Below are 25,434 nucleotides of genomic sequence, written 5' to 3' on the forward strand. Positions count from 1 at the left end.
ATTTATCCTAAGAATCAAATGGTTAGTTTAATGAAACATACTGTAGAAGTGATGATCCCGGAAGCCGAGATCAAAGCGCGTATCGCCGAACTGGGTCGTCAAATTAATGAACGCTACAAAGACAGCGGCAGTGAAATGGTGCTGGTGGGTCTGCTGCGCGGTTCATTTATGTTTATGGCTGACCTGTGCCGTGAGGTTCAGGTGCCGCATGAAGTCGACTTTATGACCGCCTCCAGCTATGGCAGCGGCATGTCCACCACCCGCGATGTCAAAATCCTTAAAGACCTGGATGAAGATATTCGCGGTAAAGACGTATTGATCGTCGAAGACATCATCGATTCCGGCAACACCCTGTCTAAAGTGCGCGAAATCCTCAGCCTGCGCGAGCCGAAATCGCTGGCTATCTGTACGCTGCTGGATAAACCAAGCCGTCGTGAAGTGAACGTCCCGGTGGAGTTTGTCGGTTTTGCGATTCCGGATGAGTTCGTGGTGGGCTACGGTATCGACTACGCTCAGCGCTATCGTCATCTGCCGTACGTCGGCAAAGTGATCCTGCTGGACGAGTAATTATTGTTGCGGTCCCGGATAAGGCGAGCGCTTTATCCGGGGCGGTGAGGGCGGCGGCTATTTATGGTTGGCGTGCTTGCTCTTGAGATTGGAAATCCCGTGGCGATAGCGCTGCTCGAGGGTTTCCCGGCTGACGGCGGTGACATCAAGATCGCGCAGTAGTCCGTCGTGAATACCATAAGCCCAACCGTGGATCGTCACTTTTTGTCCACGTTTCCACGCCGACTGCATGATCGTCGAGTGTCCCAGGTTGTATACCTGCTCCATCACGTTCAGTTCGCAAAGTGTATCCAGACGCCGCTCTTCCGGCATTTCACCGAGCAGCGAACTGTGTTTAAACCAGATATCGCGAATGTGTAGCAGCCAGTTATCAATAAGCCCCAATTCCGGGTTTTCGACCGCCGCTTGTACACCGCCGCAGCCGTAGTGGCCGCAGATAATAATGTGTTCGACTTCCAGCACGTCAACGGCGTATTGCACCACCGACAGACAGTTCAGGTCGGTGTGGATCACCAGATTGGCAACGTTACGGTGCACGAACAACTCACCGGGTTCCAGGCCGGTTAAGCGCTCTGCGGGGACGCGGCTATCGGAACAGCCAATCCACAGAAAACGCGGTTTCTGCGCCTGCGACAATTTCGCAAAGAAGCCGGGGTCCTCTTCCACCAGCATTTTTGACCATAGTGCATTATTGCTGATGAGTGTATCTATATCATTCATGGACGTTTACGGCCTGTAACCAAGTAAGTGCGTTGCGCTAATATAGGGTAAGCTCACCTTTTTGAAAACAATCTTTACCCGTCATACTTCATGCTGCAGGTGCGTTGGCTGCACTCGTTCACCCCAGTCACTTACTTATGTAAGCTCCTGGGGATTCGCTCATTTGCCGCCTTCCTGCAACATGAATTATTTGGGTAAATTAGATGTGAAGACACGAGAAGAGATATTTAATGACCATTGCTCTGGAATTAAAACAGCTCAAGAAAACCTATCCCGGCGGGGTTCAGGCGCTGAAAGGCATTGACCTGCAGGTTGAAGCCGGCGACTTTTATGCGCTGCTGGGCCCGAACGGCGCGGGGAAATCCACGACTATCGGCATCATTAGTTCGCTGGTCAATAAAACCTCCGGTCAGGTTAATGTATTTGGTTACGACCTGGAAAAAGATGTTGTGAACGCCAAACGCCAGCTCGGGCTGGTGCCGCAGGAGTTCAACTTCAACCCGTTCGAAACCGTACAGCAGATCGTGGTTAACCAGGCGGGTTACTATGGCGTTGAGCGTAAAGAAGCTATCTTGCGTAGCGAAAAGTATCTGAAACAGCTCGATCTGTGGGAAAAGCGCAATGAACGCGCGCGTATGCTCTCCGGCGGGATGAAGCGCCGCCTGATGATTGCCCGCGCGCTGATGCATGAGCCGAAGCTGCTCATTCTTGATGAACCCACCGCTGGCGTTGATATCGAACTACGTCGCTCGATGTGGGGGTTCCTCAAAGATCTCAACGATAAAGGCACCACCATTATCCTCACGACCCACTATCTGGAAGAAGCGGAAATGTTGTGCCGCAATATCGGCATTATCCAGAGCGGCGAGCTGGTGGAAAACACCTCAATGAAGGCGCTGCTGGCAAAGCTGAAATCGGAAACCTTTATCCTCGATCTGGCGCCGAAAAGCCCGCTGCCGACCCTCGATGGATATCAATACCGGCTGGTTGATACCTCGACGCTGGAAGTTGAAGTCCTGCGCGAGCAGGGGATTAACAGCGTTTTCGCCCAGCTAAGTGCCCAGGGCGTGCAGGTATTAAGTATGCGTAACAAGGCCAACCGTCTGGAAGAGCTGTTTGTCACGCTGGTGCACGACAAAAAAGGAGAATCAGCATGATGCAGCTTTACTGGGTCGCGCTGAAAAGCATCTGGACCAAAGAGATCCACCGGTTTATGCGTATCTGGGTTCAGACGCTGGTGCCGCCGGTGATCACCATGACCCTCTATTTCGTCATCTTTGGCAATCTGATCGGCTCACGGATCGGCGAGATGCACGGTTTTACCTACATGCAGTTTATCGTGCCGGGGCTGATTATGATGGCGGTGATCACCAATGCCTACGCCAACGTCGCCTCGTCGTTCTTCAGCGCCAAGTTTCAGCGCAACATTGAGGAACTGCTGGTGGCGCCGGTGCCAACCCACGTGGTGATCGCCGGTTACGTCGGCGGCGGGGTGGCGCGCGGGCTGTGCGTCGGGATTCTGGTTACGGCTATCTCGCTGTTCTTCGTCCCGTTCCAGGTTCATTCCTGGCTGTTCGTCGCCCTGACGCTGATTTTGACGGCAATCCTGTTCTCGCTGGCGGGCCTGCTCAATGCGGTATTTGCGAAAACCTTCGACGACATCAGCCTGATCCCGACTTTCGTGCTGACGCCGCTGACCTATCTTGGCGGGGTGTTCTATTCGCTGACGCTGTTGCCGCCGTTCTGGCAGGCGCTGTCGCATCTCAACCCGATCGTCTACATGATTAGCGGCTTCCGTTTTGGCTTCCTCGGCATTCATGACGTCCCGCTGGCGACCACCTTTGGCGTACTGGTGGTGTTTATCGTGGCCTTCTATATTCTGTGCTGGTATCTGATCCAGCGCGGGCGCGGCCTGCGTAGCTAATCCTCTCTGTTAGCGCCCCCGCTAATTTCACTGTGGCGGGGCGCTAAGCGGTAATTTTTGATACCCATCACCCCATCTCAACGCTTGCCCTGCTAAATTGTTTGCCTGCTAAGGAGGTAGGCGATGTTAGGTTGGGTAATTACCTGTCATGATGAGCTGGCGCAGGAGATGCTGGATCGTCTGGAGAAAAAGTTTGGCCCGCTGGCGCAATGCCGGGCGGTGAATTACTGGCGTAATCTGAGCGTCAATATGCTGAGCCGCATGATGTGCGACGCGCTGCATGCCACCGACTGCGGCGATGGGGTGATTTTTCTCACCGATAAAACCGGCGCCGCGCCGTATCGCGCCGCTGCGCTGATGAGTCACAAACATACCCACTGTGAAGTCATTTCCGGCATTCGCTATCCATTGCTGGAGGAAATGTATTTACAGCGCTATACCCTCAGCAGTGACGCCTTCCGTAATGCTATCGTTAGCGCCGGAGGCCCCACGGTGAGCAGCCTGTGGCATCAGCAGCAAAAGAACCCGCCTTTTCGTCTCCTGCATGATACGTTCGGAAATTAGGCATTAGCATTGATGCCGCTTTTGTTACAATGGCGGCATTCAGGTTTACCGGTTCGATGCGCATGTTTGCCCGAGTCATTACATTGTTCCTTTTTCTGGCATCTGCCAGCGTTTCCGCCAGTCTGCTCAGCCAGCAGGGCGTTCCCGCACGCTATATGCAAGTCACGGAAGATGCCGATATCTGGGCGCAGGTCGGCAACCATGTGGTGAGCGTCGGCAACGTTCGCGCCGGGCAGATCCTTGCCGTGGTGCCGACCACGGCAGACTATTATGAATTCAATTTCGGCTTCGGTACCGGTTTTATTGATAAAGGACATCTGGGGGCGGTGCAGGGCGCAAAACGGGTTGAGGATAGCCTGGGCGATTTACGCCAGCCATTGAGCAACCAGAACCTGCTGACCTGGAAAGATACGCCGGTATACGATGCGCCATCAGTGGGCAGCCCGCCGTTTGGTACATTAGCGAATAACCTGCGCTATCCCATTATCAGCAAGCTGAAAGATCGCCTTAATCAGACCTGGTATCAGATTCGTATCGGCAACCGGCTGGCGTGGGTGAGTAGTCTGGATGCGCAGGAGGATAACGGCATTCCGCTACTGACTTATCACCATATTCTGCGTGATGAAGAAAATAGCCGTTTTCGCCATACCTCCACCACCACTTCGGTGCGCGCTTTCAGTAACCAGATGACCTGGTTGCGTGACCAGGGTTATACCACCCTGACGATGTATCAACTGGAAGGGTATCTGCGTAACAAGGTTAATCTGCCTGCACGCTCGGTGGTGATTACCTTTGATGATGGCCTCAAGTCGGTGAATCGCTACGCTTATCCAATCCTCAAGCAGTACGGCTTCCACGCGACGGCGTTTATTATCTCGTCGCGGATCAAACGTCATCCGCAAAAGTGGGATCCGAAATCGCTGCAGTTTATGAGTATCTCTGAGCTCAGGCAGATTCAGGACGTGTTTGATGTGCAGTCGCATACCCATTTTCTGCACCGGGTCGATGCCGCCCGTCACCCGATATTGCTCAGCCGGAATTATCACAACATTCTCTTTGATTTCGAGCGTTCCCGGCGGGCGCTGAGTCAGTTTAATCCGCACGTGCTGTATCTTTCGTATCCGTTTGGCGGCTATAACGCCACGGCGGTCAAGGCGGCGAACGATGCCGGTTTTCATCTGGCGGTAACGACGGTGAGAGGGAAGGTGAAACCGGGGGATAATCCGTTCCTGCTGAAGCGGTTGTATATCTTACGTACCGATTCGCTGGAGACGATGTCGCGGCTTATCAGCAATCAGCCGCAAGGGTAAACTGGCGCTGCGGCTGAGCGCAGCGCCGTAAGAATCAGGCGACCTGCACCGGAATAGCTTTCGCCTGGCGCTTCATTTCGTTATCGCCTTCGAAATAGGCGACTTTCGGCTGCCAGGTGCGGGCTTCTTCGTCAGACATGGTCACGAAGCTGGCGATAATGAGGATATCGCCGACGCTTGCGCAGTGCGCCGCAGCGCCGTTGACGGAGATAATCTTCGAACCACGCTCGGCGGCGATCGCATAAGTTGAGAAACGGTTACCGTTGGTCACGTTCCACAGATGAATGGCTTCATTTTCCAGAATACCGGCCGCTTCGAGGAAATCCTGGTCAATGGCGCAGGAACCTTCGTAATGCAGGTCAGCCTGCGTGACTTTAACGCGATGGAGCTTGCCCTGCAGCATATTACGCATCATAACTTCTACCTTCCAACCTTTATGTAGCAAAGCGGACACGGCATCCGCTTTGAGAAAATAACCCGATTTTTCGTTCCAGGCTACTGGCCCAGCTCGACGATTTTGTTATCAATCAGGCGCGCCTGGCCCAGCCATGCCGCCATCAGGATCACCGCGCGTTTGCTGGCTTCTGTTAGCTCCAGCAGAGTGTCGGCATCACGGATCTGCATATCGTCGGCACGAAAACCTGATTCATTTAGCTCCTGCTCGGCGATGGCAATGATTTCCTCAAGGTTACGCTCGCCTGCGGCAAGTTTGCCCGCTACCGTACTCAGCACTTTGTACAGACCGGGGGCGATTTTACGCTGCTCGGCGGTCAGATAACCGTTACGCGAGCTCAGCGCCAGGCCGTCTTTAGCGCGGATGATCGGCACGCCGACGATCTCAATGTCGTAGCCCATATCGGCGACCATTTTGCGGATCAGCGCCAGCTGCTGGAAATCTTTCTCGCCGAAGCAGGCGACATCCGGCTGCACCAGGTTGAACAGTTTGCTGACAATGGTCGAGACGCCGCGGAAGTGGCCAGGGCGGCTGGCGCCTTCCAGCATGGTCGACAGGCCAGGAACGTCAACGAAAGTCTGTCCTTCAGTACCCTGCGGATAAATTTCCGCCGGCGCCGGAGCAAAGACAAAGTCGACCTTGCGCTTGTTCAGCTTTTCGCAATCCTCCTGCAGGGTGCGCGGATAGCGCGCCAGATCGTCCGGGCGGTCAAATTGCATCGGATTCACGAAGATACTGACCACCACGACATCCGCGCAGGCTTTGGCTTCATCGACCAGCTTCATATGGCCATCGTGCAGGTTGCCCATGGTGGGAACCAGCGCAATGCGCTTGCCTTCCTGGCGTAAACGACGGATATGCTGGCGCAGCAGCGGCAGGGTTTCAATTATCAGCACAACAAGACTCCTTAATGGAAACTATGTTCTTCGCCCGGATAGGCCCCGGATTCGACTTCGGCAATATACTGCCGTACCGCGGCGCGGATGTCGCCCGCTTCTGCGAGGAAATTCTTCGCGAATTTAGGAATATGGCCGCCGGTGATCCCGAAAGCGTCATGCATTACCAGAATTTGCCCGTCGGTCACGTTGCCTGCGCCGATGCCGATAACCGGGATCGTCAGCGCTTCGGTGATGCGTTTTGCCAGCTCTACCGGCACGCACTCCAGCACCAGCAGCTGCGCGCCGGCCGCTTCCAGGGCTAACGCGTCATCAAACAGCGCCTGCGCCGCATCGCCGCGGCCCTGAACTTTATAGCCGCCGAACACGTTCACCGACTGCGGCGTCAGGCCGAGGTGACCGCAAACCGGTACCGCGCGCTCCGCCAGCATCCTGACGGTATCAGCCAGCCAGGCGCCGCCTTCAAGTTTGACCATATTGGCGCCGGCGCGCATCACTACAGCGGCATTTTCGAAGGTTTGCTCCGGCGTGGCGTAGGCCATGAACGGCAGGTCGGCGAGCAGCAGGCTGTTCGGCGCGCCGCGGCGCACAGCACGGGTATGGTAAGCGATATCGTCAACGGTCACCGGCAGCGTGGAATCGTGTCCCTGTACCGTCATCCCCAGCGAATCGCCCACCAGCAGGACGTTAATGCCTTCGTCGGCAAAAAGCTTAGCGAAACTGTAGTCGTAGGCGGTGATAGTGGCGAAGCGCTTTTTCTCCTGTTTGCATTTCTGCAGCAGGGCAATGGTGGTCGGTTTCATAACGTTTCCTGATGATGAAAGTCATATTAACCGGCATTCTAACAGCAGCATTCAGGGGGGCAATGATTTTGGGCAACCGATTACCACTATCGCCGTAAATGCTAAAAAAGGGAGTAGGGGTTACCAGATGGCAGGCTTTTCGGCGCCCAGATTTTCCAGCGCGGCGCGAAGGGCGAGGCCATCGGGGAAGTGGAGCTGCGGGGCGATTTCAAACAGCGGCCAGAGCATAAAACCGCGATTTTTCATATCGTAGTGCGGCACCGTCAGGCGCTCGCTGTTAATGATTGCGTCGCCAAACAGCATGATGTCGAGGTCCAGCGTACGCGGCCCCCAGCGTTCGGCTTTGCGCACCCGCCCCTGCTGCAGTTCGATGCGCTGAGTGTGATCGAGCAGCGCTTCTGGCGCGAGCGAGGTTTCAAGCGCGACGGCGGCATTGAGATAGTCAGGCTGATCCTGTGGCCCCAGCGGTGGTGTACGGTACAGTGAAGATACGCTCACCACGCGGCTGTCCGGAATGTCGGCCAGCGCGCGGATAGCCGCATTCACTTGTTCGAGCGGCGAGGCGAGATTACTGCCAATGGCGATATAGACCAGGGTCATGCGTTACCCTGACGAGGCGCGCGTTTACGCGGGCGGCGATGGCGGCGGCGCGGAGCCGGATCGTCGCCGAGGTCGTTGAGCATATCTTTCTGTTCCGGCGGCGCGGCCACCTGGAACTCGCCCCACCATTTGGCCAGGCGCTGCAGTTCGTGGTTGTTCTCGGCGCCTGCGCGCAGTTCAAGCAGGTCATAGGCGGCGCGGAACTTCGGATGCTCCATGAGTTTCCACGCGCGTTTGCCCTGACGGCGGGACATACGAAGCTGCAACTGCCAGATGTCGCGCACCAGGGTGGTGATGCGTTTAGGGATCGCCAGCGTCCGGCAGGCTTCATCCAGCACGTCATTCATTGCCAGCGCGAAGGCGTCGTAATAGGCCAGCCCGCTCTCCTGCGCGATTTTCTGCGCCATTTCCAGCAGCGGATACCAGAACATGACCGCGAACAGGAATGCCGGGTTAACGCGCATATCGTTATGCAGGCGGTTATCGGTGTTCTTCAGCACCTGAATGATGATGCGTTCCATCGGGCTATCGCCGCGCTCGGTGAAGTAGCGGGTGATCGTCGGGAACAGCGGCTGGAACAGGCTGTATTCGCGCAGCAGCTGGTAGGTTTCATAACCATAACCCGCCTGCAGCAGTTTCAGCACTTCTTCAAACAGACGCGCCGGCGGTACGTCGTGCAGCAGGGTAGCCAGACGTGGGATTGGCTCGGCGCTTTCGGCGCTGATGCGCATATGCAGTTTGGCGGCGAAACGAACCGCGCGCAGCATGCGCACCGGATCCTCACGGTAACGGGTTTCCGGGTCGCCAATCAGGCGTATCACCCCTTCCTGCAGATCGCGCATTCCACCAACGTAGTCGCGTACGGTGAAGTCCGCCACGCTGTAATAAAGGCTATTGATGGTGAAGTCGCGGCGCTGGGCATCCTCTTCGATAGAGCCGAAGATGTTATCGCGCAGCAGCATGCCGTTCTGGCCGCGCTGGGAGGTGACGCGGTCGTTGGTGTGGCCTTCGTGATGGCCGCGGAAGGTGGCGACCTCAATGATTTCCGGCCCGAACATCACGTGCGCCAGGCGGAAGCGACGGCCCACCAGGCGGCAGTTGCGGAACAGTTTACGTACCTGGTCCGGGGTCGCGCTGGTGGTGACGTCAAAATCTTTTGGTTTCTTGCCCAGCAGCAGGTCGCGAACGCCGCCGCCGACCAGGTAAGCTTCGTAGCCCGCCTTGTTCAGTCGATAGAGCACCTTGAGCGCGTTTTCACTGATATCTTTGCGGGAAATTGCATGCTGTTCACGCGGGATCACCGTCATATGCGTTTGTTCGACGGCGGCAGCCTCTGCCTCGCGCTCTTCACGGCTTAGCACCTTGCGGCAAAAATTAGCGACTCGGGTAAAAATGGTGCACCTCGTAGTGTCAGACGAACTTCGGATAAAACATTACTCTATGGGCTTCAGGTTGCATTTAAACGGCAAATTCAGGGGCAACCTGAAGGGCGACGAGCAAAAATAGCGGCTAATCATAGCTCAGCGGGAGCCATTTGAGAATGCTGGATTTTTGCTGGCTGCCAGTTGGCTATCGCTTGTTTGAGTAAATCGTCAATACTCAGGGCTTGCCAATCCTCAACGACATCCTGATTCAAAAATGTTAATGCCCGCACAATTTCCGGGCGCGGATCGCCCTCCGGCAGGGCCGGGGCGTGGTTCTGTTTTGAGAGCTTATTACCTTCGGCATTCAGCGCCAGCGGCAGGTGTACGTAATCTGGTACAGGCCAGCCAAAGTGTTGATACAGCGAAATTTGTCGTACCGTTGGCTCGATGAGATCGGCGCCGCGGACGATTTCGCTGACCCCCTGAAAATGGTCGTCAACCACTACCGCCAGGTTATAGGCGAACAGCCCATCGCGACGATGGATGATGAAATCTTCCCTCGCCAGCGGTTCGTCGGCGACGAGGGTCCCGCGCAACTGGTCATAAAATTCCAGTACCGGACGGGTCTGGCGCAGGCGCAGCGCGGCGTTTTCGGCGCCAAGGCGCAAATCGCGACAGTGACCGTCGTAGATCCCGCCGACGCTGTGAATGCGCGCGCGGGTGCAGGTGCAGTAGTAGCAGAGATCCCGATCGCGCAGCCAGGCGAGGCGCTCGCGATAGGCATCGTGCCGCTGGGATTGCCACAGTACCTCGCCGTCCCAGTGCAGACCGTAGCGATCGAGCTGTCGCAAAATGGTGTCGGCGGCGCCGGGAACTTCCCGCGGCGGGTCAATATCTTCAATGCGTACGCGCCAGATACCGCCTTTCGCCCGCGCCTGTAGATAGCTGCCAAGGGCGGCGATTAATGAGCCGAAGTGGAGTTCGCCGGAAGGTGAGGGAGCAAAGCGCCCTATATAGTCTGAATCGGTCATGTTAAACACAAGGGGAATCAGGCGGGAGAAACTCCCGCCAGAGAGTGAGGTAGCTGGGAATTAACCCGCCATCTGTTTTTCGCGAATTTCCGCCAGCGTCTTGCAGTCGATGCACAGGTCAGCTGTTGGACGCGCTTCCAGACGGCGAATGCCAATCTCCACGCCACAGGATTCGCAGAAGCCGAAGTCTTCGTCTTCGACTTTTTTCAGTGTTTTCTCAATCTTCTTGATGAGTTTACGTTCGCGGTCGCGGTTACGCAGCTCCAGGCTGAACTCTTCTTCCTGCGCGGCACGGTCGACCGGGTCCGGGAAGTTAGCAGCTTCATCCTGCATATGCGTTACGGTGCGATCCACTTCATCCCTGAGTTGATTACGCCATGCTTCAAGAATGCGCTTGAAGTGCGCCAGCTGGGCTTCGTTCATATACTCTTCGCCCGGCTTCTCTTGGTACGGCTCCACCCCAGCGATGGCGAGAATACTCAGGGACGATGTTTTACGGTTTTGCCCTTCTTGCATGTTGCTTCTCCTTAACACGCACTATCGATCCCCATGTGGGGGAAAAATCAGGCCGCTATAAATAGCAGATGCTTTTCCGGATAGCAATTATCTAAACGTTACACTTGACAACGCTGTGAAGAAAAGCGTATTTGCGCTCGCGAACCGGACACAATTTAGCCTTTTAATTACCGGGGGTTAACGCCACGGCGATCGGCTTATTCAGAGTCATCATTTTGGTAGAAAGTTCCGCTTTCCAGGCGAGAATTTCTACCCCCTTTTCCTGCGCCTCTATCAACAGCTGTGCGTATTTGGCATCAATATGATGCGCGGGTGAGAAACGGTCTATCGCCGAATGCAGCACGGCGAATAAAATCACGGCCCGATGGCCCGCGGCAGCGACGCTCATGAGTTCCCGCAGGTGCTTCTGACCGCGTGCGGTAACGGCATCGGGAAAATAACCGTACTCTTTTTCCGCCAACGTAACCGATTTCACTTCAATATAGCAGTTACGGCGGTCTTCTGCCTGTAACATAAGGTCGATTCGGCTATTTTCTTCACCATATTTTACTTCGCTTTTCAGAATGTTATACCCGGCAAGCTCAGGGATATTTCCGGCGAGTACCGCTTCCTTCGCCAGGGTATTTGCCCGCAAGGTGTTAACGCATATGACGGCCCCCTGCCGGGTTTCAGTTAATTCCCAGGTATGCGCATATTTACGTTTAGGATTATCGGAAGTGGAATACCAGACGGTATCTCCCGGCGCGGCGCAGCCGGTCATGGCGCCGGTATTCGGGCAGTGCAGCGTCAGCGCCTGGCCCTCCGGCGTGATGACATCGGCCAGAAACCGTTTGTAACGTTTAATTAAAGTGGCGGACTGCAAAGGCGGAGTGAACAGCATCAGAGTTCCCTGGTAAATGGATAACGTTCCAGCGCGTTGTAGCGGGTGCGCCCGCGGATAAAGCTGGACTCATAAAGCACGAATTCGTTGACCGGCACCTGCCAGCAAAAACCCGGCGGCGGGATCGGCACCGCGTGGCGGGCGTCGCGCAGGAGGGTGATATGCGGATGAAACGGCTGCGGGCTTTGATAGCAGCCGCTGCGCGCTGCCTGAGCGCGCAGCATATTTGCCAGCTGCAGCATGCCGCGCGGCGGCTGGCGGGTACCGAGCCACACTACGCGCGAACGCAGCCACTGGCCGGCGTCGTCGAGCGTCAGGGTAAATGGCGGTTGTTGAATGCGTCCGGCCATTGCCGACAGCGCGCGCTGTTTTTCAGCGCTGACGTCGCCGAGAAACGCCAGCGTCAGATGTAGGTTATCGGCGGCGACCGGCCTTCCGGCATCGTCGGCAAAATGGGCGGCGCGCCAGTGAATAATCTGTTTCTGTATCGCTTTCGGCAGTTCAAGAGCGAAAAACAGCCGTTTCGGCTCGGACATGATAGAGACTCGGTAATGAATTACGGGGATGCTACAATGCTTGCCCTCGAATGTTAACCTCCGGAGCCTTTCGTGTCCTCATTGCCGGTTGCCGCAATTCTTCCCGAACTTCTTTCCGCCCTGCAGCAGGCGCCGCAGGTGCTGCTTAACGCGCCTACCGGCGCGGGTAAATCAACCTGGCTGCCGCTACAGATCCTCGCCGATGGCAACATTGATGGCCGGATTATTCTGCTGGAGCCGCGGCGGCTGGCGGCGCGTAACGTCGCTCAGCGTCTGGCGGAGCTGCTGGGAGAAAAACCGGGAGAAACGGTAGGCTACCGGATGCGCGCCGAAAGCTGCGTTGGGCCAAATACCCGTCTGGAAGTGGTCACCGAAGGGATCTTAACCCGTACTTTGCAGCACGATCCGGAACTTTCCGACGTGGGACTGGTGATCCTCGATGAATTTCATGAACGTAGCCTGCAGGCCGATCTGGCGCTGGCGTTGTTGTTGGACGTTCAGCAGGGGCTGCGTGACGATCTCAAGTTATTGATCATGTCGGCGACGTTGGATAACGATCGTCTGCAGCGCCTGTTGCCGGAAGCGCCGGTGGTAGTTTCCGAAGGGCGTGCATTCCCGGTTGAACGTCGCTTTACGCCGCTGGCGAGCCATCAGCGTTTTGCCGAAGCGGTAGCGATCGCCGCCGCGGATCTGCTGCGTGAGGAGCAGGGCTCGATGCTGTTATTCCTGCCGGGCGTTGGCGAAATTCAGCGCGTACAGGAACAATTGAGCGAGCGTGTAGCCAGCGATGTGCTGTTATGCCCGTTATACGGCGCGCTGCCGCTGAGCGAACAGCGCAAAGCGATTCTCCCGGCGCCTGCCGGGATGCGCAAAGTGGTGCTGGCGACTAATATCGCTGAAACCAGTTTGACGATCGAAGGCATTCGCCTGGTGGTCGACAGCGCTCAGGAACGGGTCGCGCGTTTCGATCCGCGCACCGGCCTGACCCGGCTAATCACCCAGCGGATAAGCCAGGCGTCAATGACCCAGCGCGCTGGTCGTGCCGGGCGTCTGGAGCCGGGGATCTGCCTGCATCTGCTGGCGAAAGAGCAGGCGGAGCGCGCGGCGGCGCAGAGCGATCCGGAAATTCTGCAAAGCGATCTGTCGGGGCTGCTGCTGGAGTTGCTGCAGTGGGGCTGCCGCGACCCGGCCGAGCTTCGCTGGCTGGATCTACCGCCGGCGATCAATCTGGCGGCGGCGCGGCGTCTGTTGACGGCGTTATCGGCGCTGGAGGGCGAACGCCTTTCGGCTCACGGGCGCCAAATGGCGGCGCTGGGTAACGACCCGCGTCTGGCGGCCATGCTGACAGCGGCCGATTCCGCGGATGACGCGGCGACGGCGGCGAAACTCGCCGCTATTCTTGAGGAGCCGCCGCGCGGCGGCAGCAGCGATTTAGGCGCCGCGTTTGCGCGCCAGAAGGGCAACTGGCAGCAGCGGACGCAGCAGTTATTGAAGCGGCTGGCCAGTCGCGGCGGTCAGCCAGACGCTGCGCGGATGGCGGCGTTGCTGGCTCCAGCCTTTGCCGACCGGATCGCCCGTCGACGCGGCCAGGAAGGGCGCTATCAGCTGGCTAACGGTATGGGCGCGATGCTGGATGCCGATGACGCGCTCGGGCGTCACGAATGGCTAATTGCGCCGCTGCTACTACAGGGCAGTTCGGCGCCCGATGCGCGAATTTTGCTGGCGCTGCCGCTGGATATTGATCAACTGGTGGCGCAGCGTCCTGAGCTGATACAGCGCTCCGATACCGTGGAGTGGGATGAAGCGCAGGGGACGCTAAAAGCCTGGCGGCGTAGCTGCATTGGCCAGCTGGTGATAAAAACTCAGCCGTTGGCGAAACCGTCGGAAGCGGAGCTGCATCAGGCAATGCTCAACGGTATTCGCGATAAGGGGCTCGGGATATTGAACTGGACGCCGGAGGCTGAACAACTGCGCCTGCGGCTGCACTGCGCCGCGCAGTGGCTGCCGGAAGCGGACTGGCCCGCCGTTGATGACGCATCGCTGTTAGCTTCGCTGGAGGCGTGGCTGTTGCCGCAGATGACCGGGGTGCATTCGCTTCGGGCGCTCAAGGCGGTGGACCTGCGGCAGGCGCTGCAAAACTGGCTGCCGTGGACGTTACGCCAGAAGCTGGATAGCGAGCTGCCGACCCATTACACGGTGCCGACCGGCACCCGTATCGCTATTCGTTATCATGAAGATAACCCGCCGGCGCTGGCGGTACGGATGCAGGAGATGTTCGGCGAGGCGGCGACGCCGCGCATTGCCGAAGGACGGGTTCCCCTGGTGCTGGAGTTACTCTCGCCGGCGCAGCGACCATTACAAATTACCCGGGATTTAAGCGCCTTCTGGCAGGGGGCATACCGCGAGGTGCAAAAAGAGATGAAAGGGCGCTATCCGAAACATGTCTGGCCGGATGACCCGGCGAATACCGCGCCGACCCGGCGGACGAAAAAATACTCCTGAGGCGCCGCGCCCTTGCTGTGGGCGTGGTTCCGAAAATCGCTGGCCGCAGTCACGCGGCGCAACATTTATGTTATTAAAAAACATCATATTTTACCGTTTATCGCGTTTTACGGTTGTAAAATGCTGGTTAAGAATGTCGCGGATTAGTGCTATTCTCTGTGGCCTGGACAATTCGTGCTATGTCCGGAGATATTCTTCAGCTTAAACAGATAATTATATGATTTGTTTAATGAATTATTCTTCGAAGATGATATGAAAGACGTCGGCCGCGGCAGCGCGGCGGGTGTGAAATTGAGAGATATCTTCTTCCTCCTGCAGGGGGAAGTATTGAGAATCAGGCCTTTACGCCTGAAAGTTGCGGAGAAAAAGCATGGCGGGAGATGACCGCGAGCCTATCGGACGTAAAGGGAGACCTTCACGCCCGGCAAAACAAAAAGTCACCCGTCGCCGGGTCCGGGAAGAGGACTACGACGATGATTACGATGACGATTATGAGGATGAACGACCAATGCCGAAGAAAGGAAAGGGCAAAGGCAACAAGCCTCGTCGTAAGCGCAGCTGGCTGTGGCTGCTGGTTAAGCTGGGGATTGTCTTTGCGGTAATTATTGCCGCCTATGGCGTCTACCTCGACCAGAAAATTCGCAGCCGTATTGACGGTAAAGTCTGGGAACTGCCGGCGGCAGTGTATGGCCGGATGGTCAACCTTGAGCCGGATATGCAGATCAGCAAAAACGAGATGGTGCGCCTGCTTAATGCGACCCAGTACCGTCAGGTCAGCGCAATGACGCGTCCTGGCGAATACACCGTACAGGCTAACAGTATCGAGATGATCCGCCGTCCGTTCGATTTCCCGGATAGCAAAGAGGGGCAGGTGCGCGCGCGTCTGACCTTCGATGGCGATCATCTGGATACCATCGAGAATATGGATAACAACCGTCAGTTCGGTTTCTTCCGTCTCGACCCGCGCCTGATCACCATGCTGCAGTCGGCGAACGGCGAGCAGCGCCTGTTCGTGAAGCGCAGCGGTTTCCCGGATCTGCTGGTGGATACGCTGCTGGCGACCGAAGACCGCCACTTCTATGAGCATGACGGCATCAGCCTGTACTCAATGGGCCGCGCGGTGCTGGCGAACCTGACGGCGGGGCGTACGGTGCAGGGGGCGAGTACCCTGACCCAGCAGCTGGTGAAGAACCTGTTCCTGTCCAGCGAGCGCTCCTACTGGCGTAAGGCCAACGAAGCCTATATGGCGCTGATTGTTGACGCCCGTTACAGCAAGGATCGTATCCTTGAGCTGTATATGAACGAGGTGTACCTCGGTCAGAGCGGCGATAATGAAATCCGCGGCTTCCCGCTGGCGAGCCTGTACTACTTTGGCCGTCCGGTAGAAGAGCTGAGCCTCGATCAGCAGGCGCTGCTGGTCGGGATGGTCAAAGGGGCGTCAATCTATAACCCGTGGCGTAACCCGAAACTGGCGCTGGAGCGGCGTAACCTGGTGCTGCGTCTGCTGCAGCAGCAGAATATTATCGACCAGGAGCTGTACGATATGCTGAGCGCGCGTCCGCTGGGCGTGCAGCCGCGCGGCGGAGTGATTTCACCGCAGCCGGCGTTCATGCAGATGGTGCGCCAGGAGCTGCAGGCGAAACTGGGCGATAAAGTGAAAGATCTCTCCGGCGTGAAGATCTTTACCACCTTTGACCCGGTGGCTCAGGATGCGGCGGAAAAAGCGGCCATTGAAGGGATCCCGGTGCTGAAGAAACAGCGTAAGCTGCCGGATCTGGAAACCGCCATGGTGGTGGTCGATCGCTTTACCGGTGAAGTCCGGGCGATGGTCGGCGGCGCGGAGCCGCAATTTGCCGGCTACAACCGCGCGATGCAGGCGCGTCGTTCGATTGGTTCGTTGGCAAAACCGGCCACTTATCTGACCGCGCTGAGCCAGCCGAACCAGTATCGCCTGAATACGTGGATTGCCGATGCGCCGGTGACGATTCGCTTGTCGAACGGCCAGACCTGGTCGCCGCAGAACGACGATCGCCGCTTTAGCGGTCAGGTGATGCTGGTGGATGCCCTGACCCGTTCGATGAACGTGCCGACGGTTAACCTCGGGATGTCGCTGGGGCTGCCGGCGATCACCGATACCTGGCAGAAGCTGGGCGTGCCGAAAGACCAGTTGAATGCGGTACCGGCGATGATCCTCGGCGCCCTTAACCTGACGCCAATCGAAGTGGCGCAGGCATTCCAGACCATCGCCAGCGGCGGTAACCGCGCGACGCTGTCGGCGCTGCGTTCCGTGATTGCTGAAGATGGTACGGTGCTGTACCAGAGCTACCCGCAGGCGGAACGCGCCGTTCCGGCGCAGGCGGCCTATATGACCCTGTGGACCATGCAGCAGGTGGTGCAGCGCGGTACCGGCCGTCAGCTTGGTGCCAAATATCCTGGCCTGCATCTGGCGGGTAAAACCGGGACCACCAACAACAACGTGGATACCTGGTTTGCCGGTATCGATGGCAGCCAGGTGACGATTACCTGGGTTGGCCGCGATAACAACCAGCCGACCAAGCTGTACGGGGCCAGCGGCGCGATGTCGATTTATCAGCGCTACCTGGCTAACCAGACCCCGACGCCGCTGGCGCTGACGCCGCCGGAAGACGTGGTGGATATGGGCGTGGACAGCAATGGTTACTTCCAGTGCAGCGGCGGTATGCGTACGCTGCCGGTGTGGACCACCTCGCCGGATGCGCTGTGCCGTCAGGGCGAAGCCCTGCAGCAACAGCAGCAGCAACAACAGGAAGCCAATAACCCGTTCAACCAGTCCGGGCAGCAGCAGCCTGCTAACCAACCGCAGCAGCAACAGCAGCAACCTGCGAAGCAGGAGAAGAGCGATGGCGTTGCCGGTTGGATTAAAGATATGTTTGGCGGCAACTAAAACCGTTTAAGCCGAACGTCTGAACAGCCCCTTAATACGAAGGTATTAGGGGGCTTTTTTATTGCAGGCATCTGCGTAACACCGTGATAACTCCTTAATAACCGTCTGGTTATTTATTAATCCCTTGGCGCTTCCTGCCCGGCATAGCGCTTGCCTTAGATTCCGCGTTTCGCCTATTATGTCACCCGTCATAATAATAATTCTCGTTTACGTTATCATTCACTTTCATCAGAGATATACCAATGGCGCGTCTTAAAACTGCTCAGCCAAATCACTCGCTGCGTAAAATCGCAGTCGTAGTAGCCACGGCGGTTAGCGGCATGTCTGTTTATGCACAGGCTGCGGAACAACCGAAAGAAGAAACCCTCGTCGTTACCGCGGCGCCCGCCAGCCAGGAAAGCGCCTGGGGGCCGGCCCCGACTATCGCGGCGAAGCGTTCCGCCACGGCGACCAAAACCGATACTCCCATTGAAAAAACGCCGCAATCTATCTCCGTGGTGACAAATGAAGAGATGCAAATGCATCAATTCCAATCCGTTAAGGAAGCACTTGGATATACGCCTGGGGTGACGGTTAGCAGCCGGGGTGCATCGAACACTTATGATTTTGTTATCATCCGGGGGTTCTCGTCAGTAGGCTTGAACCAGAATAACTATCTAGACGGGTTGAAGTTACAAGGCGATTTTTACAACGATGCTGTCGTTGATCCGTACATGCTGGAGCGCGTTGAGGTAATGCGCGGGCCAACATCGGTACTTTATGGGAAAAGTAATCCCGGTGGCATTGTCAGTATGGTTAGTAAACGGCCTACGACTGAGCCACTAAAAGAAGTTCAGTTTAAGATGGGAACAGATAACCTGTTCCAGACAGGTTTTGATTTTAGTGACGCACTGGATGAGGATGGTGTGTTTTCGTACCGTTTGACGGGGGTTGCTCGCTCTAATAATGAACAGCAACAGAATGCGGAGCAGCAGCGCTATGCGATAGCGCCTTCTTTTTCATGGCGTCCTGACGATAAGACGAACTTTACTTTCTTATCCTATTTCCAAAATGAGCCGGAAACGGGTTATTACGGTTGGTTGCCGAAAGAAGGTACTGTTCAGCCACTCCCTAATGGCGGCCATCTACCAACCAGCTTTAACGAAGGCGCGACTAATAATACCTATTCACGTAATCAAAAGATGGTGGGTTATAGTTTCGAGCATGGTTTTAACGATACCTTCACAGTACGCCAGAATTTACGTTTCTCTGAAATGAAGGTTGCGCAGAAAAGCGCCTATGGTACCGGGCTGTGCAACAACAGTATGAATGCCTTCAACTCCTATTGCCAATCACTGACTCCAGAGCAGCAGGCTCATTATTTAGGACGAGGTACAGTCGTTGATAACGAGCGTTTACAGAATTTTAGTGTTGATACCCAGCTGCAAAGCAATTTTTCAACAGGGAACGTCGATCATATTTTGCTGACTGGTGTCGACTATATGCGTATGCGTAACGATATTAGTGCCCTGTTTGGTAATGCACCGTCACTTGATCTTAATAATTTACCGTCTATGAGCAGCGTTGATTTTGGTGATGCTGTTCCTTATCAAATGAATGAAAGTAAGCAGACAGGGATTTATCTTCAGGACCAAGCCGAGTGGAATAAATGGGTTTTGACGTTGGGCGGGCGCTACGATTGGTCTAAACAAGCGACCACCGTACGTAGTGACAATGGTTATATTGAGCGTAATGACCACCAATTTACCTGGCGTGGGGGAATCAACTATCTGTTTGATAACGGAATATCGCCGTACGTTAGTTACAGCCAGTCCTTCGAACCGAATGCTTTTAGCTTGTATAGTACTCCACGTGTTGCCTATGAGCCTTCTAAAGGTGAGCAGTACGAAGCGGGGGTGAAATATGTGCCGAAAGATATGCCCGTTGTTGTTACTGGTGCCGTTTACCAGCTAACTAAGTCAGATACATTGATGGCGGATCCTAACAATGCACTTAATCAGGTTCCGGCAGGTGAAATTCGTTCTCGGGGTGTTGAGCTAGAGGCGAAAGCGGCTTTGAATGCCAATATCAATATGACCGCTTCATATACCTACACGGATGCTATCTATACCAAAGATACTAATCTGAAAGGAAATACGGTTGTTCAAGTACCTAAACACATGGCTTCGTTGTGGGGGGATTACACCTTCTACGATGGGCCCTTGTCTGGCTTAACCCTTGGTACTGGTGGTCGTTTTATCGGCTCCAGTTATGGAGATCCAGCAAATACCTTTAAGGTAGGAAGTGCTGCGGTGATGGATGCTGTTGTCAAATATGATCTGGCGCGCTTTGGTATGGCTGGTTCAAATATCGCGGTGAACGTTAATAATTTGCTCGATCGTGAATATGTTGCCAGCTGCTTTGAAACATATGGTTGTTTCTGGGGCGCAGAACGTCAGGTTGTTGCTACCGCAACCTTCCGCTTCTAACTACTTACGGGCGCGGTTCGCCGCGCCCAATATCAGGTTGTTGCTATGCAGGAACAGACTCCGTACTCTGAAACGACGTTTGCGTTAAATCGCGTGACCTTTCGCGTGCCTGGCCGCACGCTGCTTCATCCCCTTTCGTTAACCTTCCCGGCAGGAAAAGTCACTGGCCTGATAGGCCATAACGGTTCCGGCAAATCCACGTTACTGAAAATGCTTGGCCGCCATCAGCCGCCTTCCGAGGGCGATGTGCTGCTTGACGGCCAGCCGCTGGACAGCTGGAGCAACAAGGCGTTTGCCCGCAAAGTGGCCTATCTGCCGCAGCAACTGCCGGCGGCGGAAGGGATGACGGTGCGCGAACTGGTGGCGATTGGTCGCTATCCGTGGCACGGCGCGCTGGGGCGCTTCGGCGCGGCGGATCGCGAAAAAGTAGAAGAGGCCATTGCGCTGGTGGGGCTGAAACCGCTGGCGCATCGGCTGGTGGACAGTCTTTCCGGCGGCGAACGCCAGCGCGCGTGGATCGCCATGCTGGTGGCGCAGGATAGCCGCTGTTTGCTGCTCGATGAACCGACGTCGGCGCTGGATATCGCCCATCAGGTCGATGTGCTGGCGCTGGTGCATCGTCTCAGCCAGCAGCGTGGCCTGACGGTGATCGCGGTCCTGCACGATATTAATATGGCCGCCCGCTATTGCGATTATCTGGTGGCGCTGCGCGGCGGCGAAATGATCGCCCAGGGGACGCCGGCGGAACTGATGCGCAGCGAAACGCTGGAACAAATCTACGGCATCCCGATGGGGATCCTGCCGCACCCGGCGGGTGCAGCGCCGGTAAGTTTTGTCTATTGATGGAAAATTCGAACTTCTTCTCACGCCGACGCCTGTTGACGGCAATGGCGCTGTCGCCGCTGCTGTGGCAGATGCGCGGCGCGCAGGCGGCGAACGTTGATCCGCAGCGCGTCGTCGCGCTGGAGTGGCTGCCGGCCGAACTGCTGCTGGCGCTCGGCGTTACGCCCTACGGCGTGGCCGACATTCCCAACTATAACCTGTGGGTGAATGAACCGGCGTTACCCGCCTCGGTGATTGATGTCGGCCTGCGCACTGAACCCAATCTTGAATTACTGACGCAGATGAAACCGTCGTTTATCGTCTGGTCAGCAGGCTATGGCCCGTCGCCGGAAAAGCTGGCGCGTATCGCGCCCGGTCGCGGTTTCACCTTCAGCGACGGCAAACGGCCGCTGGCGATGGCCCAGCGTTCGCTGCAGGAAATGGCCGACCTGCTGGGTAAGCAACAGCAGGCGAAGCGCCATCTGGCGGAGTTCGACGCGTTGATGGAAAGCCTGCGTCCACGATTTGTCGACCGTGACGATCGTCCGCTGCTGATGATTTCGCTACTTGATGCTCGCCATGTACTGGTATTCGGCGAGAACTGCCTGTTCCAGGAAGTGCTCGATCGCTTTGGCATCAAAAACGCCTGGCACGGCGAAGCGGCATTCTGGGGCAGTATCACCGTAGGCATCGATCGGCTGGCGGAATTTAAAGAAGCCGATGTCATCTGTTTCGATCATGGTAACGATCGGGAGATGGCCCAACTGATGGCGACCCCGCTGTGGCAGGCGATGCCTTTCGTGCGTGCGGGGCGTTTCCAGCGTCTTCCGGCGGTGTGGTTCTATGGCGCGACGCTGTCGGCGATGCATTTCGCTCGCGTACTGGCTGATACGCAGGGGAGGGCAGTATGAACGCACGTTTCTCGCCGTTAGCTATGATCCTGCTGGCCGTACTGCTGGTTGCCGCTTTCGCGCTGAGCATCGTTAACCTTCAGGTGGCTTTACCTTACGCGCAGTGGCGTCAGGCGCTGTGGCAGCCGGATAGCGATAATATCGCCCAGATGCTGTTCCATTACAGCCTGCTGCCGAGGCTGGCTGTATCGCTGCTGGTCGGCGCCGGACTGGGGCTCGTTGGCGTACTGTTCCAGCAGGTACTGCGTAACCCGCTGGCGGAGCCGACCACGCTCGGCGTCGCCACCGGCGCGCAGCTCGGAATGACGGTGACGACGCTATGGGCGATCCCCGGTGTGCTGGCGTCGCAGTTTGCCGCGCTGGCTGGCGCTTGCCTGGTCGGCGCGCTGGTGTTCGGCGTCTCGTGGGGCAAACGTCTATCGCCGGTGACGCTGATTCTGGCCGGTCTGGTGGTGAGTCTCTATTGCGGCGCGGTCAATCAACTGATGGTGATTTTCCATCACGACCAGCTGCAAAGCATGTTCCTGTGGAGTACCGGTACGCTGACGCAGACCGACTGGAGCGTGGCGCAGCGCCTGTGGCCGCAGCTGCTTGGCGGCGCGATGTTGACGCTGCTGTTGTTACGCCCGTTAACGTTGATGGGGCTGGATGATGGCGTGGCGCGGAATCTCGGGCTGGCGCTCTCTCTGGCGCGCCTTGGCGTCTTGACCCTGGCGATAGTAATAAGCGCGCTGCTGGTCAACGCGGTCGGTATTATCGGCTTTATCGGTCTGTTCGCGCCGCTACTGGCGAAAATGCTCGGCGCCCGCCGCCTGCTATCGCGGCTGGTGCTGGCGGCGCTGCTTGGCGCGCTGATCCTGTGGCTTTCCGACCAAATTATTCTCTGGCTCAGCCGGATATGGCGAGAAGTGTCTACCGGGTCAGTCACCGCGCTGATTGGCGCGCCTTTATTACTGTGGCTGCTGCCGCGGCTGCGTAGCATCAGCGCGCCGGTGATGAATGGCGGCGATAAAGCGCTGATTGAGCGCCGCAACGTGCAGTGGTTCGCGCTGGGCGGACTGGCGCTGATGTTGTTGGCGGTAACCGCCGCGCTGACCTTTGGCCGCGATGCGCAGGGGTGGCAATGGGCCAGCGGCGATCTGCTGGAACAATTGATGCCCTGGCGCTGGCCGCGGGTGTTCTCGGCGCTGTTCGCCGGGGTGATGCTTGCCGTCGCGGGTTGTATTATTCAACGCCTGACCGGTAACCCGATGGCCAGCCCGGAAGTGCTGGGTATCAGCTCCGGCGCGGCGTTCGGCGTGGTGTTGATGCTGTTCTTCGTGCCGGGCAACGCTTTTGTCTGGCTGCTGCCAGCCGGCAGTCTTGGCGCGGCGGCGACGCTGCTGGTCATCCTGGTCGCCGCCGGGCGCGGCGGATTCTCGCCGCACCGGATGCTGCTGGCGGGGATGGCGCTAAGTACCGCCTTCACCATGCTATTGATGATGCTACAGGCCAGCGGCGATCCGCGCATGGCGCAGATCCTGACGTGGATGTCCGGTTCGACCTATAGCGCGACGCCTGAGATGGTGCTGCGTAGCGGCGTGGTAATGCTGGCGCTATTGGCGCTGGCGCCGCTCTGTCGCCGCTGGCTGACCATCCTGCCGCTCGGCGGCGAGGCGGCGCGAGCGGTAGGGATGGCATTGACGCCATCGCGTATTGGGTTGCTGCTGCTGGCGGCGAGCCTGACGGCAACGGCGACGCTAACCATTGGGCCGTTAAGTTTTGTTGGCCTGATGGCGCCGCACATTGCGAGGATGATGGGCTTTCGCCGGACGATGCCGCATATGGTCATTTCCGGGCTGATTGGCGGGATGCTGCTGGTGTTCGCCGACTGGTGCGGGCGAATGATCATGTTCCCCTACCAAATCCCGGCAGGGCTGTTATCGACGTTTATCGGCGCGCCGTATTTTATCTATTTATTAAGAAAGCAGAGCCGCTAACGATCCCGATGGCCTCAACATCCCCGGTAGCGCTAGCGCTTACCGGGGCTACAGCGTTGTGCGATTTGGTAGCCCGGACAAGGCGCAATGCGCCGCCTCCGGGAAAATCCCCGGTGGCGCTAGTGCTTACCGGGGCTACAGCGCTGTGCGATTTGGTAGCCCGGATAAGGCGCAATGCGCCGCCTCCGGGAAAATCCCTGCGCCACCAGGCATTCAAGTACCTTACAGTTTGGCAAACACCCGACGCGCGGCATCGATAGTGTTGTTGATATCCGCTTCGCTATGGGCGATGGACATAAAGCCGGCTTCAAACGCCGACGGGGCGAGGTAAACCCCTTCTTCCAGCATCAGGTGGAAGAAACGCTTGAAACGTTCAACATCGCACTTCACCACATCCTGATAGCAGGTGACGGTTTCGGCTTCGGTAAAGAAGATACCGAACATGCCGCCGACATTATTCACCACCAGCGGGATCCCGGTTTCGCGCGCCGCGTTCAGTAGGCCATCCGCCAGTTGATTGGTCAGCTCGGTCAGGGTTTCATGCACGCCCGGCTGCGCCACTTCGCTTAAGCAGGCGAAGCCTGCGGCCATGGCGATAGGGTTGCCTGACAGCGTACCGGCCTGGTATACCGGACCGGTCGGCGCCAGCGCGTCCATGACCTCGCGGCGACCGCCGAAAGCGCCCACCGGCATACCGCCGCCGATGATTTTACCCAGACAGGTCAGATCCGGCTCCACGCCGTAATAAGACTGGGCGCCCGCCAGCGCGACGCGGAAGCCGGTCATCACTTCGTCAATAATCAGCAACGCGCCAAACTCGTCGCACAGTGCGCGCAGGCCCGGCAGGAACTCCGGCTGCGGCGGAATGCAGTTCATATTACCGGCCACCGGTTCGACGATGATACAGGCGATATCCTGCGGATACTGCTCAAACGCCGCGCGTACCGAGGCAAGATCGTTATAGGTGCAGGTCAGGGTATGCTTCGCAAAATCCGCCGGTACGCCCGGCGAGTTCGGCTGGCCGAGAGTCAGTGCGCCGGAGCCGGCTTTCACCAGCAGGCAGTCGGCGTGACCGTGGTAGCATCCTTCGAACTTGATGATTTTGTCGCGGCCGGTGAAGCCGCGTGCCAGGCGAATGGCGCTCATGGTGGCTTCGGTGCCGGAGTTTACCATGCGCACCATATCCATGGTCGGCACCAGTTCAGTAACCAGTTCCGCCATTTTGACTTCCATTTCGGTTGGCGCGCCGAAGCTTAACCCGCGCTCTGCCGCTTCAATCACCGCGTTACGAATGGCCGGATGGTTGTGACCCAGCACCATTGGGCCCCAGGAACCGACATAATCGATATAAGCTTTACCATCGACATCGTACAGGTAGGCGCCATCCGCACGTTCAATAAACAGCGGGGTGCCGCCGACGCCAGTAAAGGCGCGGACCGGCGAGTTGACGCCGCCGGGGATAAGTTCGCGGGCGGCGTTATACAGATTTTCAGATTTGCTCATGGCCAGGATCCTGGTTCGTGAATAAAGTTATCGGGCTATTCTAAGTTATTCCATGAAGGTTATGAAAGTTTTGCCCAATTGAAACATTAAGCGGACGAAACAATTTTTTGGCGACGCGCGGCGCGGAGGCGGCTAGAATGCCTCTCTTCTCATTTGTATTA

Annotated in this window: 22 protein-coding genes; 11 read left to right on the forward strand and 11 right to left on the reverse strand. The window is 57.1% G+C overall.

All coding sequences use genetic code 11. The features are described 5' to 3' along the window. The first annotated feature begins 30 nt into the window (after positions 1-30). On the forward strand, positions 31-567 hold the full coding sequence (gene hpt, locus ABLU86_RS14030; RefSeq protein ID WP_015368206.1) for a hypoxanthine phosphoribosyltransferase: 537 nt from the start codon (positions 31-33) through the stop codon (positions 565-567). 57 nt (positions 568-624) lie between these two features. Here hpt and can read toward each other — a convergent pair whose 3' ends face one another. After that, entirely contained in the window at positions 625-1,287 is a 663-nt protein-coding gene (gene can / locus ABLU86_RS14035; RefSeq protein WP_015368205.1) for a carbonate dehydratase, read from the reverse strand. Positions 1,288-1,517: 230 nt separating this feature from the next. Here can and ABLU86_RS14040 point away from each other — a divergent pair, with 230 nt between their 5' ends. From ABLU86_RS14040 to ABLU86_RS14055, 4 genes are all read left to right on the forward strand, one after another. Beyond that, positions 1,518-2,444: an ABC transporter ATP-binding protein gene (locus tag ABLU86_RS14040; protein ID WP_015368204.1), complete on the forward strand. Its 927-nt coding sequence runs from the start codon at positions 1,518-1,520 to the stop codon at positions 2,442-2,444. Then, positions 2,441-3,211, forward strand: a complete 771-nt coding sequence (locus ABLU86_RS14045; protein WP_015368203.1) for an ABC transporter permease — start codon at positions 2,441-2,443, stop codon at positions 3,209-3,211. Before ABLU86_RS14040 ends, ABLU86_RS14045 begins: the two co-directional genes overlap by 4 nt. A gap of 123 nt (positions 3,212-3,334) precedes the next feature. Continuing rightward, positions 3,335-3,775 (forward strand): PTS sugar transporter subunit IIA, encoded by a 441-nt coding sequence (locus ABLU86_RS14050; RefSeq protein ID WP_015368202.1) that lies wholly within the window; start codon positions 3,335-3,337, stop codon positions 3,773-3,775. 56 nt (positions 3,776-3,831) lie between these two features. Further along, a complete protein-coding gene (locus ABLU86_RS14055; RefSeq protein WP_015368201.1) occupies positions 3,832-5,085 on the forward strand; it encodes a polysaccharide deacetylase family protein in 1,254 nt (417 codons plus the stop codon). A 34-nt stretch (positions 5,086-5,119) separates the two neighbouring features. Here ABLU86_RS14055 and panD read toward each other — a convergent pair whose 3' ends face one another. From panD to thpR, 9 genes are all read right to left on the reverse strand, one after another. Then, a complete protein-coding gene (gene panD, locus ABLU86_RS14060) occupies positions 5,120-5,500 on the reverse strand; it encodes an aspartate 1-decarboxylase (protein ID WP_015368200.1) in 381 nt (126 codons plus the stop codon). 80 nt (positions 5,501-5,580) lie between these two features. Further along, complete coding sequence (panC, locus tag ABLU86_RS14065; protein ID WP_063411261.1) at positions 5,581-6,435, reverse strand: pantoate--beta-alanine ligase; 855 nt, start codon at positions 6,433-6,435, stop codon at positions 5,581-5,583. A gap of 11 nt (positions 6,436-6,446) precedes the next feature. After that, a complete protein-coding gene (gene panB / locus ABLU86_RS14070) occupies positions 6,447-7,238 on the reverse strand; it encodes a 3-methyl-2-oxobutanoate hydroxymethyltransferase (protein WP_015368198.1) in 792 nt (263 codons plus the stop codon). Positions 7,239-7,358: 120 nt separating this feature from the next. Next, positions 7,359-7,838 (reverse strand): 2-amino-4-hydroxy-6-hydroxymethyldihydropteridine diphosphokinase, encoded by a 480-nt coding sequence (gene folK / locus ABLU86_RS14075; RefSeq protein WP_015368197.1) that lies wholly within the window; start codon positions 7,836-7,838, stop codon positions 7,359-7,361. Beyond that, positions 7,835-9,232 carry a polynucleotide adenylyltransferase PcnB gene (gene pcnB, locus ABLU86_RS14080; RefSeq protein ID WP_026612395.1) on the reverse strand — a complete coding sequence of 466 codons (1,398 nt, stop codon included), beginning with the start codon at positions 9,230-9,232 and terminating at the stop codon, positions 7,835-7,837. Before pcnB ends, folK begins: the two co-directional genes overlap by 4 nt. Positions 9,233-9,351: 119 nt before the next feature. Then, positions 9,352-10,233: a tRNA glutamyl-Q(34) synthetase GluQRS gene (gluQRS, locus tag ABLU86_RS14085; RefSeq protein ID WP_015368195.1), complete on the reverse strand. Its 882-nt coding sequence runs from the start codon at positions 10,231-10,233 to the stop codon at positions 9,352-9,354. 60 nt (positions 10,234-10,293) lie between these two features. Beyond that, a complete protein-coding gene (gene dksA, locus ABLU86_RS14090; RefSeq protein WP_007373199.1) occupies positions 10,294-10,749 on the reverse strand; it encodes an RNA polymerase-binding protein DksA in 456 nt (151 codons plus the stop codon). A 163-nt stretch (positions 10,750-10,912) separates the two neighbouring features. Then, positions 10,913-11,629, reverse strand: coding sequence for a DNA/RNA nuclease SfsA (gene sfsA / locus ABLU86_RS14095; protein ID WP_015368194.1), 717 nt, complete (start codon positions 11,627-11,629; stop codon positions 10,913-10,915). Then, positions 11,629-12,165, reverse strand: coding sequence for an RNA 2',3'-cyclic phosphodiesterase (gene thpR / locus ABLU86_RS14100; RefSeq protein ID WP_015368193.1), 537 nt, complete (start codon positions 12,163-12,165; stop codon positions 11,629-11,631). Before thpR ends, sfsA begins: the two co-directional genes overlap by 1 nt. Positions 12,166-12,237: 72 nt before the next feature. Between thpR and hrpB the strand changes: the two genes are divergently transcribed. The 6 genes from hrpB to fhuB all read left to right on the forward strand — a co-directional run bounded on the left by hrpB (position 12,238) and on the right by fhuB (position 23,770). Then, complete coding sequence (gene hrpB / locus ABLU86_RS14105) at positions 12,238-14,667, forward strand: ATP-dependent helicase HrpB (protein ID WP_348796422.1); 2,430 nt, start codon at positions 12,238-12,240, stop codon at positions 14,665-14,667. Between the two features lie 370 nt (positions 14,668-15,037). Then, on the forward strand, positions 15,038-17,590 hold the full coding sequence (mrcB, locus tag ABLU86_RS14110) for a bifunctional glycosyl transferase/transpeptidase (protein ID WP_015368189.1): 2,553 nt from the start codon (positions 15,038-15,040) through the stop codon (positions 17,588-17,590). 242 nt (positions 17,591-17,832) lie between these two features. Beyond that, positions 17,833-20,058, forward strand: a complete 2,226-nt coding sequence (gene fhuA / locus ABLU86_RS14115; protein WP_015368188.1) for a ferrichrome porin FhuA — start codon at positions 17,833-17,835, stop codon at positions 20,056-20,058. A gap of 45 nt (positions 20,059-20,103) precedes the next feature. Then, a complete protein-coding gene (gene fhuC, locus ABLU86_RS14120) occupies positions 20,104-20,901 on the forward strand; it encodes a Fe3+-hydroxamate ABC transporter ATP-binding protein FhuC (protein ID WP_072383422.1) in 798 nt (265 codons plus the stop codon). Then, a complete protein-coding gene (gene fhuD, locus ABLU86_RS14125; protein ID WP_020079586.1) occupies positions 20,901-21,791 on the forward strand; it encodes a Fe(3+)-hydroxamate ABC transporter substrate-binding protein FhuD in 891 nt (296 codons plus the stop codon). Before fhuC ends, fhuD begins: the two co-directional genes overlap by 1 nt. Continuing rightward, entirely contained in the window at positions 21,788-23,770 is a 1,983-nt protein-coding gene (fhuB, locus tag ABLU86_RS14130; protein ID WP_045411611.1) for a Fe(3+)-hydroxamate ABC transporter permease FhuB, read from the forward strand. The genes fhuD and fhuB overlap by 4 nt, the downstream gene beginning before the upstream one ends. Positions 23,771-23,992: 222 nt before the next feature. Here fhuB and hemL read toward each other — a convergent pair whose 3' ends face one another. Continuing rightward, positions 23,993-25,273: a glutamate-1-semialdehyde 2,1-aminomutase gene (gene hemL, locus ABLU86_RS14135; RefSeq protein ID WP_015368184.1), complete on the reverse strand. Its 1,281-nt coding sequence runs from the start codon at positions 25,271-25,273 to the stop codon at positions 23,993-23,995. Between the last annotated feature and the right edge of the window lie 161 nt (positions 25,274-25,434).

The organism is Klebsiella sp. JN_Kp121 (assembly GCF_040062145.1).
Lineage (GTDB): Bacteria > Pseudomonadota > Gammaproteobacteria > Enterobacterales > Enterobacteriaceae > Klebsiella > Klebsiella aerogenes.

Excerpts from the sequence above, each read along its gene's own strand:
- hemL (WP_015368184.1), bottom strand. The coding sequence starts at position 25,273 with ATGAGCAAATCTGAAAATCTGTATAACGCCGCCCGCGAACTTATCCCC.
- ABLU86_RS14045 (WP_015368203.1), top strand. The coding sequence starts at position 2,441 with ATGATGCAGCTTTACTGGGTCGCGCTGAAAAGCATCTGGACCAAAGAG.
- panD (WP_015368200.1), bottom strand. The coding sequence starts at position 5,500 with ATGATGCGTAATATGCTGCAGGGCAAGCTCCATCGCGTTAAAGTCACG.
- dksA (WP_007373199.1), bottom strand. The coding sequence starts at position 10,749 with ATGCAAGAAGGGCAAAACCGTAAAACATCGTCCCTGAGTATTCTCGCC.
- fhuC (WP_072383422.1), top strand. The coding sequence starts at position 20,104 with ATGCAGGAACAGACTCCGTACTCTGAAACGACGTTTGCGTTAAATCGC.
- ABLU86_RS14055 (WP_015368201.1), top strand. The coding sequence starts at position 3,832 with ATGCGCATGTTTGCCCGAGTCATTACATTGTTCCTTTTTCTGGCATCT.
- fhuB (WP_045411611.1), top strand. The coding sequence starts at position 21,788 with ATGAACGCACGTTTCTCGCCGTTAGCTATGATCCTGCTGGCCGTACTG.
- sfsA (WP_015368194.1), bottom strand. The coding sequence starts at position 11,629 with ATGCTGTTCACTCCGCCTTTGCAGTCCGCCACTTTAATTAAACGTTAC.
- gluQRS (WP_015368195.1), bottom strand. The coding sequence starts at position 10,233 with ATGACCGATTCAGACTATATAGGGCGCTTTGCTCCCTCACCTTCCGGC.
- thpR (WP_015368193.1), bottom strand. The coding sequence starts at position 12,165 with ATGTCCGAGCCGAAACGGCTGTTTTTCGCTCTTGAACTGCCGAAAGCG.
- hpt (WP_015368206.1), top strand. The coding sequence starts at position 31 with ATGAAACATACTGTAGAAGTGATGATCCCGGAAGCCGAGATCAAAGCG.
- ABLU86_RS14050 (WP_015368202.1), top strand. The coding sequence starts at position 3,335 with ATGTTAGGTTGGGTAATTACCTGTCATGATGAGCTGGCGCAGGAGATG.
- ABLU86_RS14040 (WP_015368204.1), top strand. The coding sequence starts at position 1,518 with ATGACCATTGCTCTGGAATTAAAACAGCTCAAGAAAACCTATCCCGGC.
- folK (WP_015368197.1), bottom strand. The coding sequence starts at position 7,838 with ATGACCCTGGTCTATATCGCCATTGGCAGTAATCTCGCCTCGCCGCTC.
- fhuD (WP_020079586.1), top strand. The coding sequence starts at position 20,901 with ATGGAAAATTCGAACTTCTTCTCACGCCGACGCCTGTTGACGGCAATG.
- mrcB (WP_015368189.1), top strand. The coding sequence starts at position 15,038 with ATGGCGGGAGATGACCGCGAGCCTATCGGACGTAAAGGGAGACCTTCA.
- fhuA (WP_015368188.1), top strand. The coding sequence starts at position 17,833 with ATGGCGCGTCTTAAAACTGCTCAGCCAAATCACTCGCTGCGTAAAATC.
- panB (WP_015368198.1), bottom strand. The coding sequence starts at position 7,238 with ATGAAACCGACCACCATTGCCCTGCTGCAGAAATGCAAACAGGAGAAA.
- can (WP_015368205.1), bottom strand. The coding sequence starts at position 1,287 with ATGAATGATATAGATACACTCATCAGCAATAATGCACTATGGTCAAAA.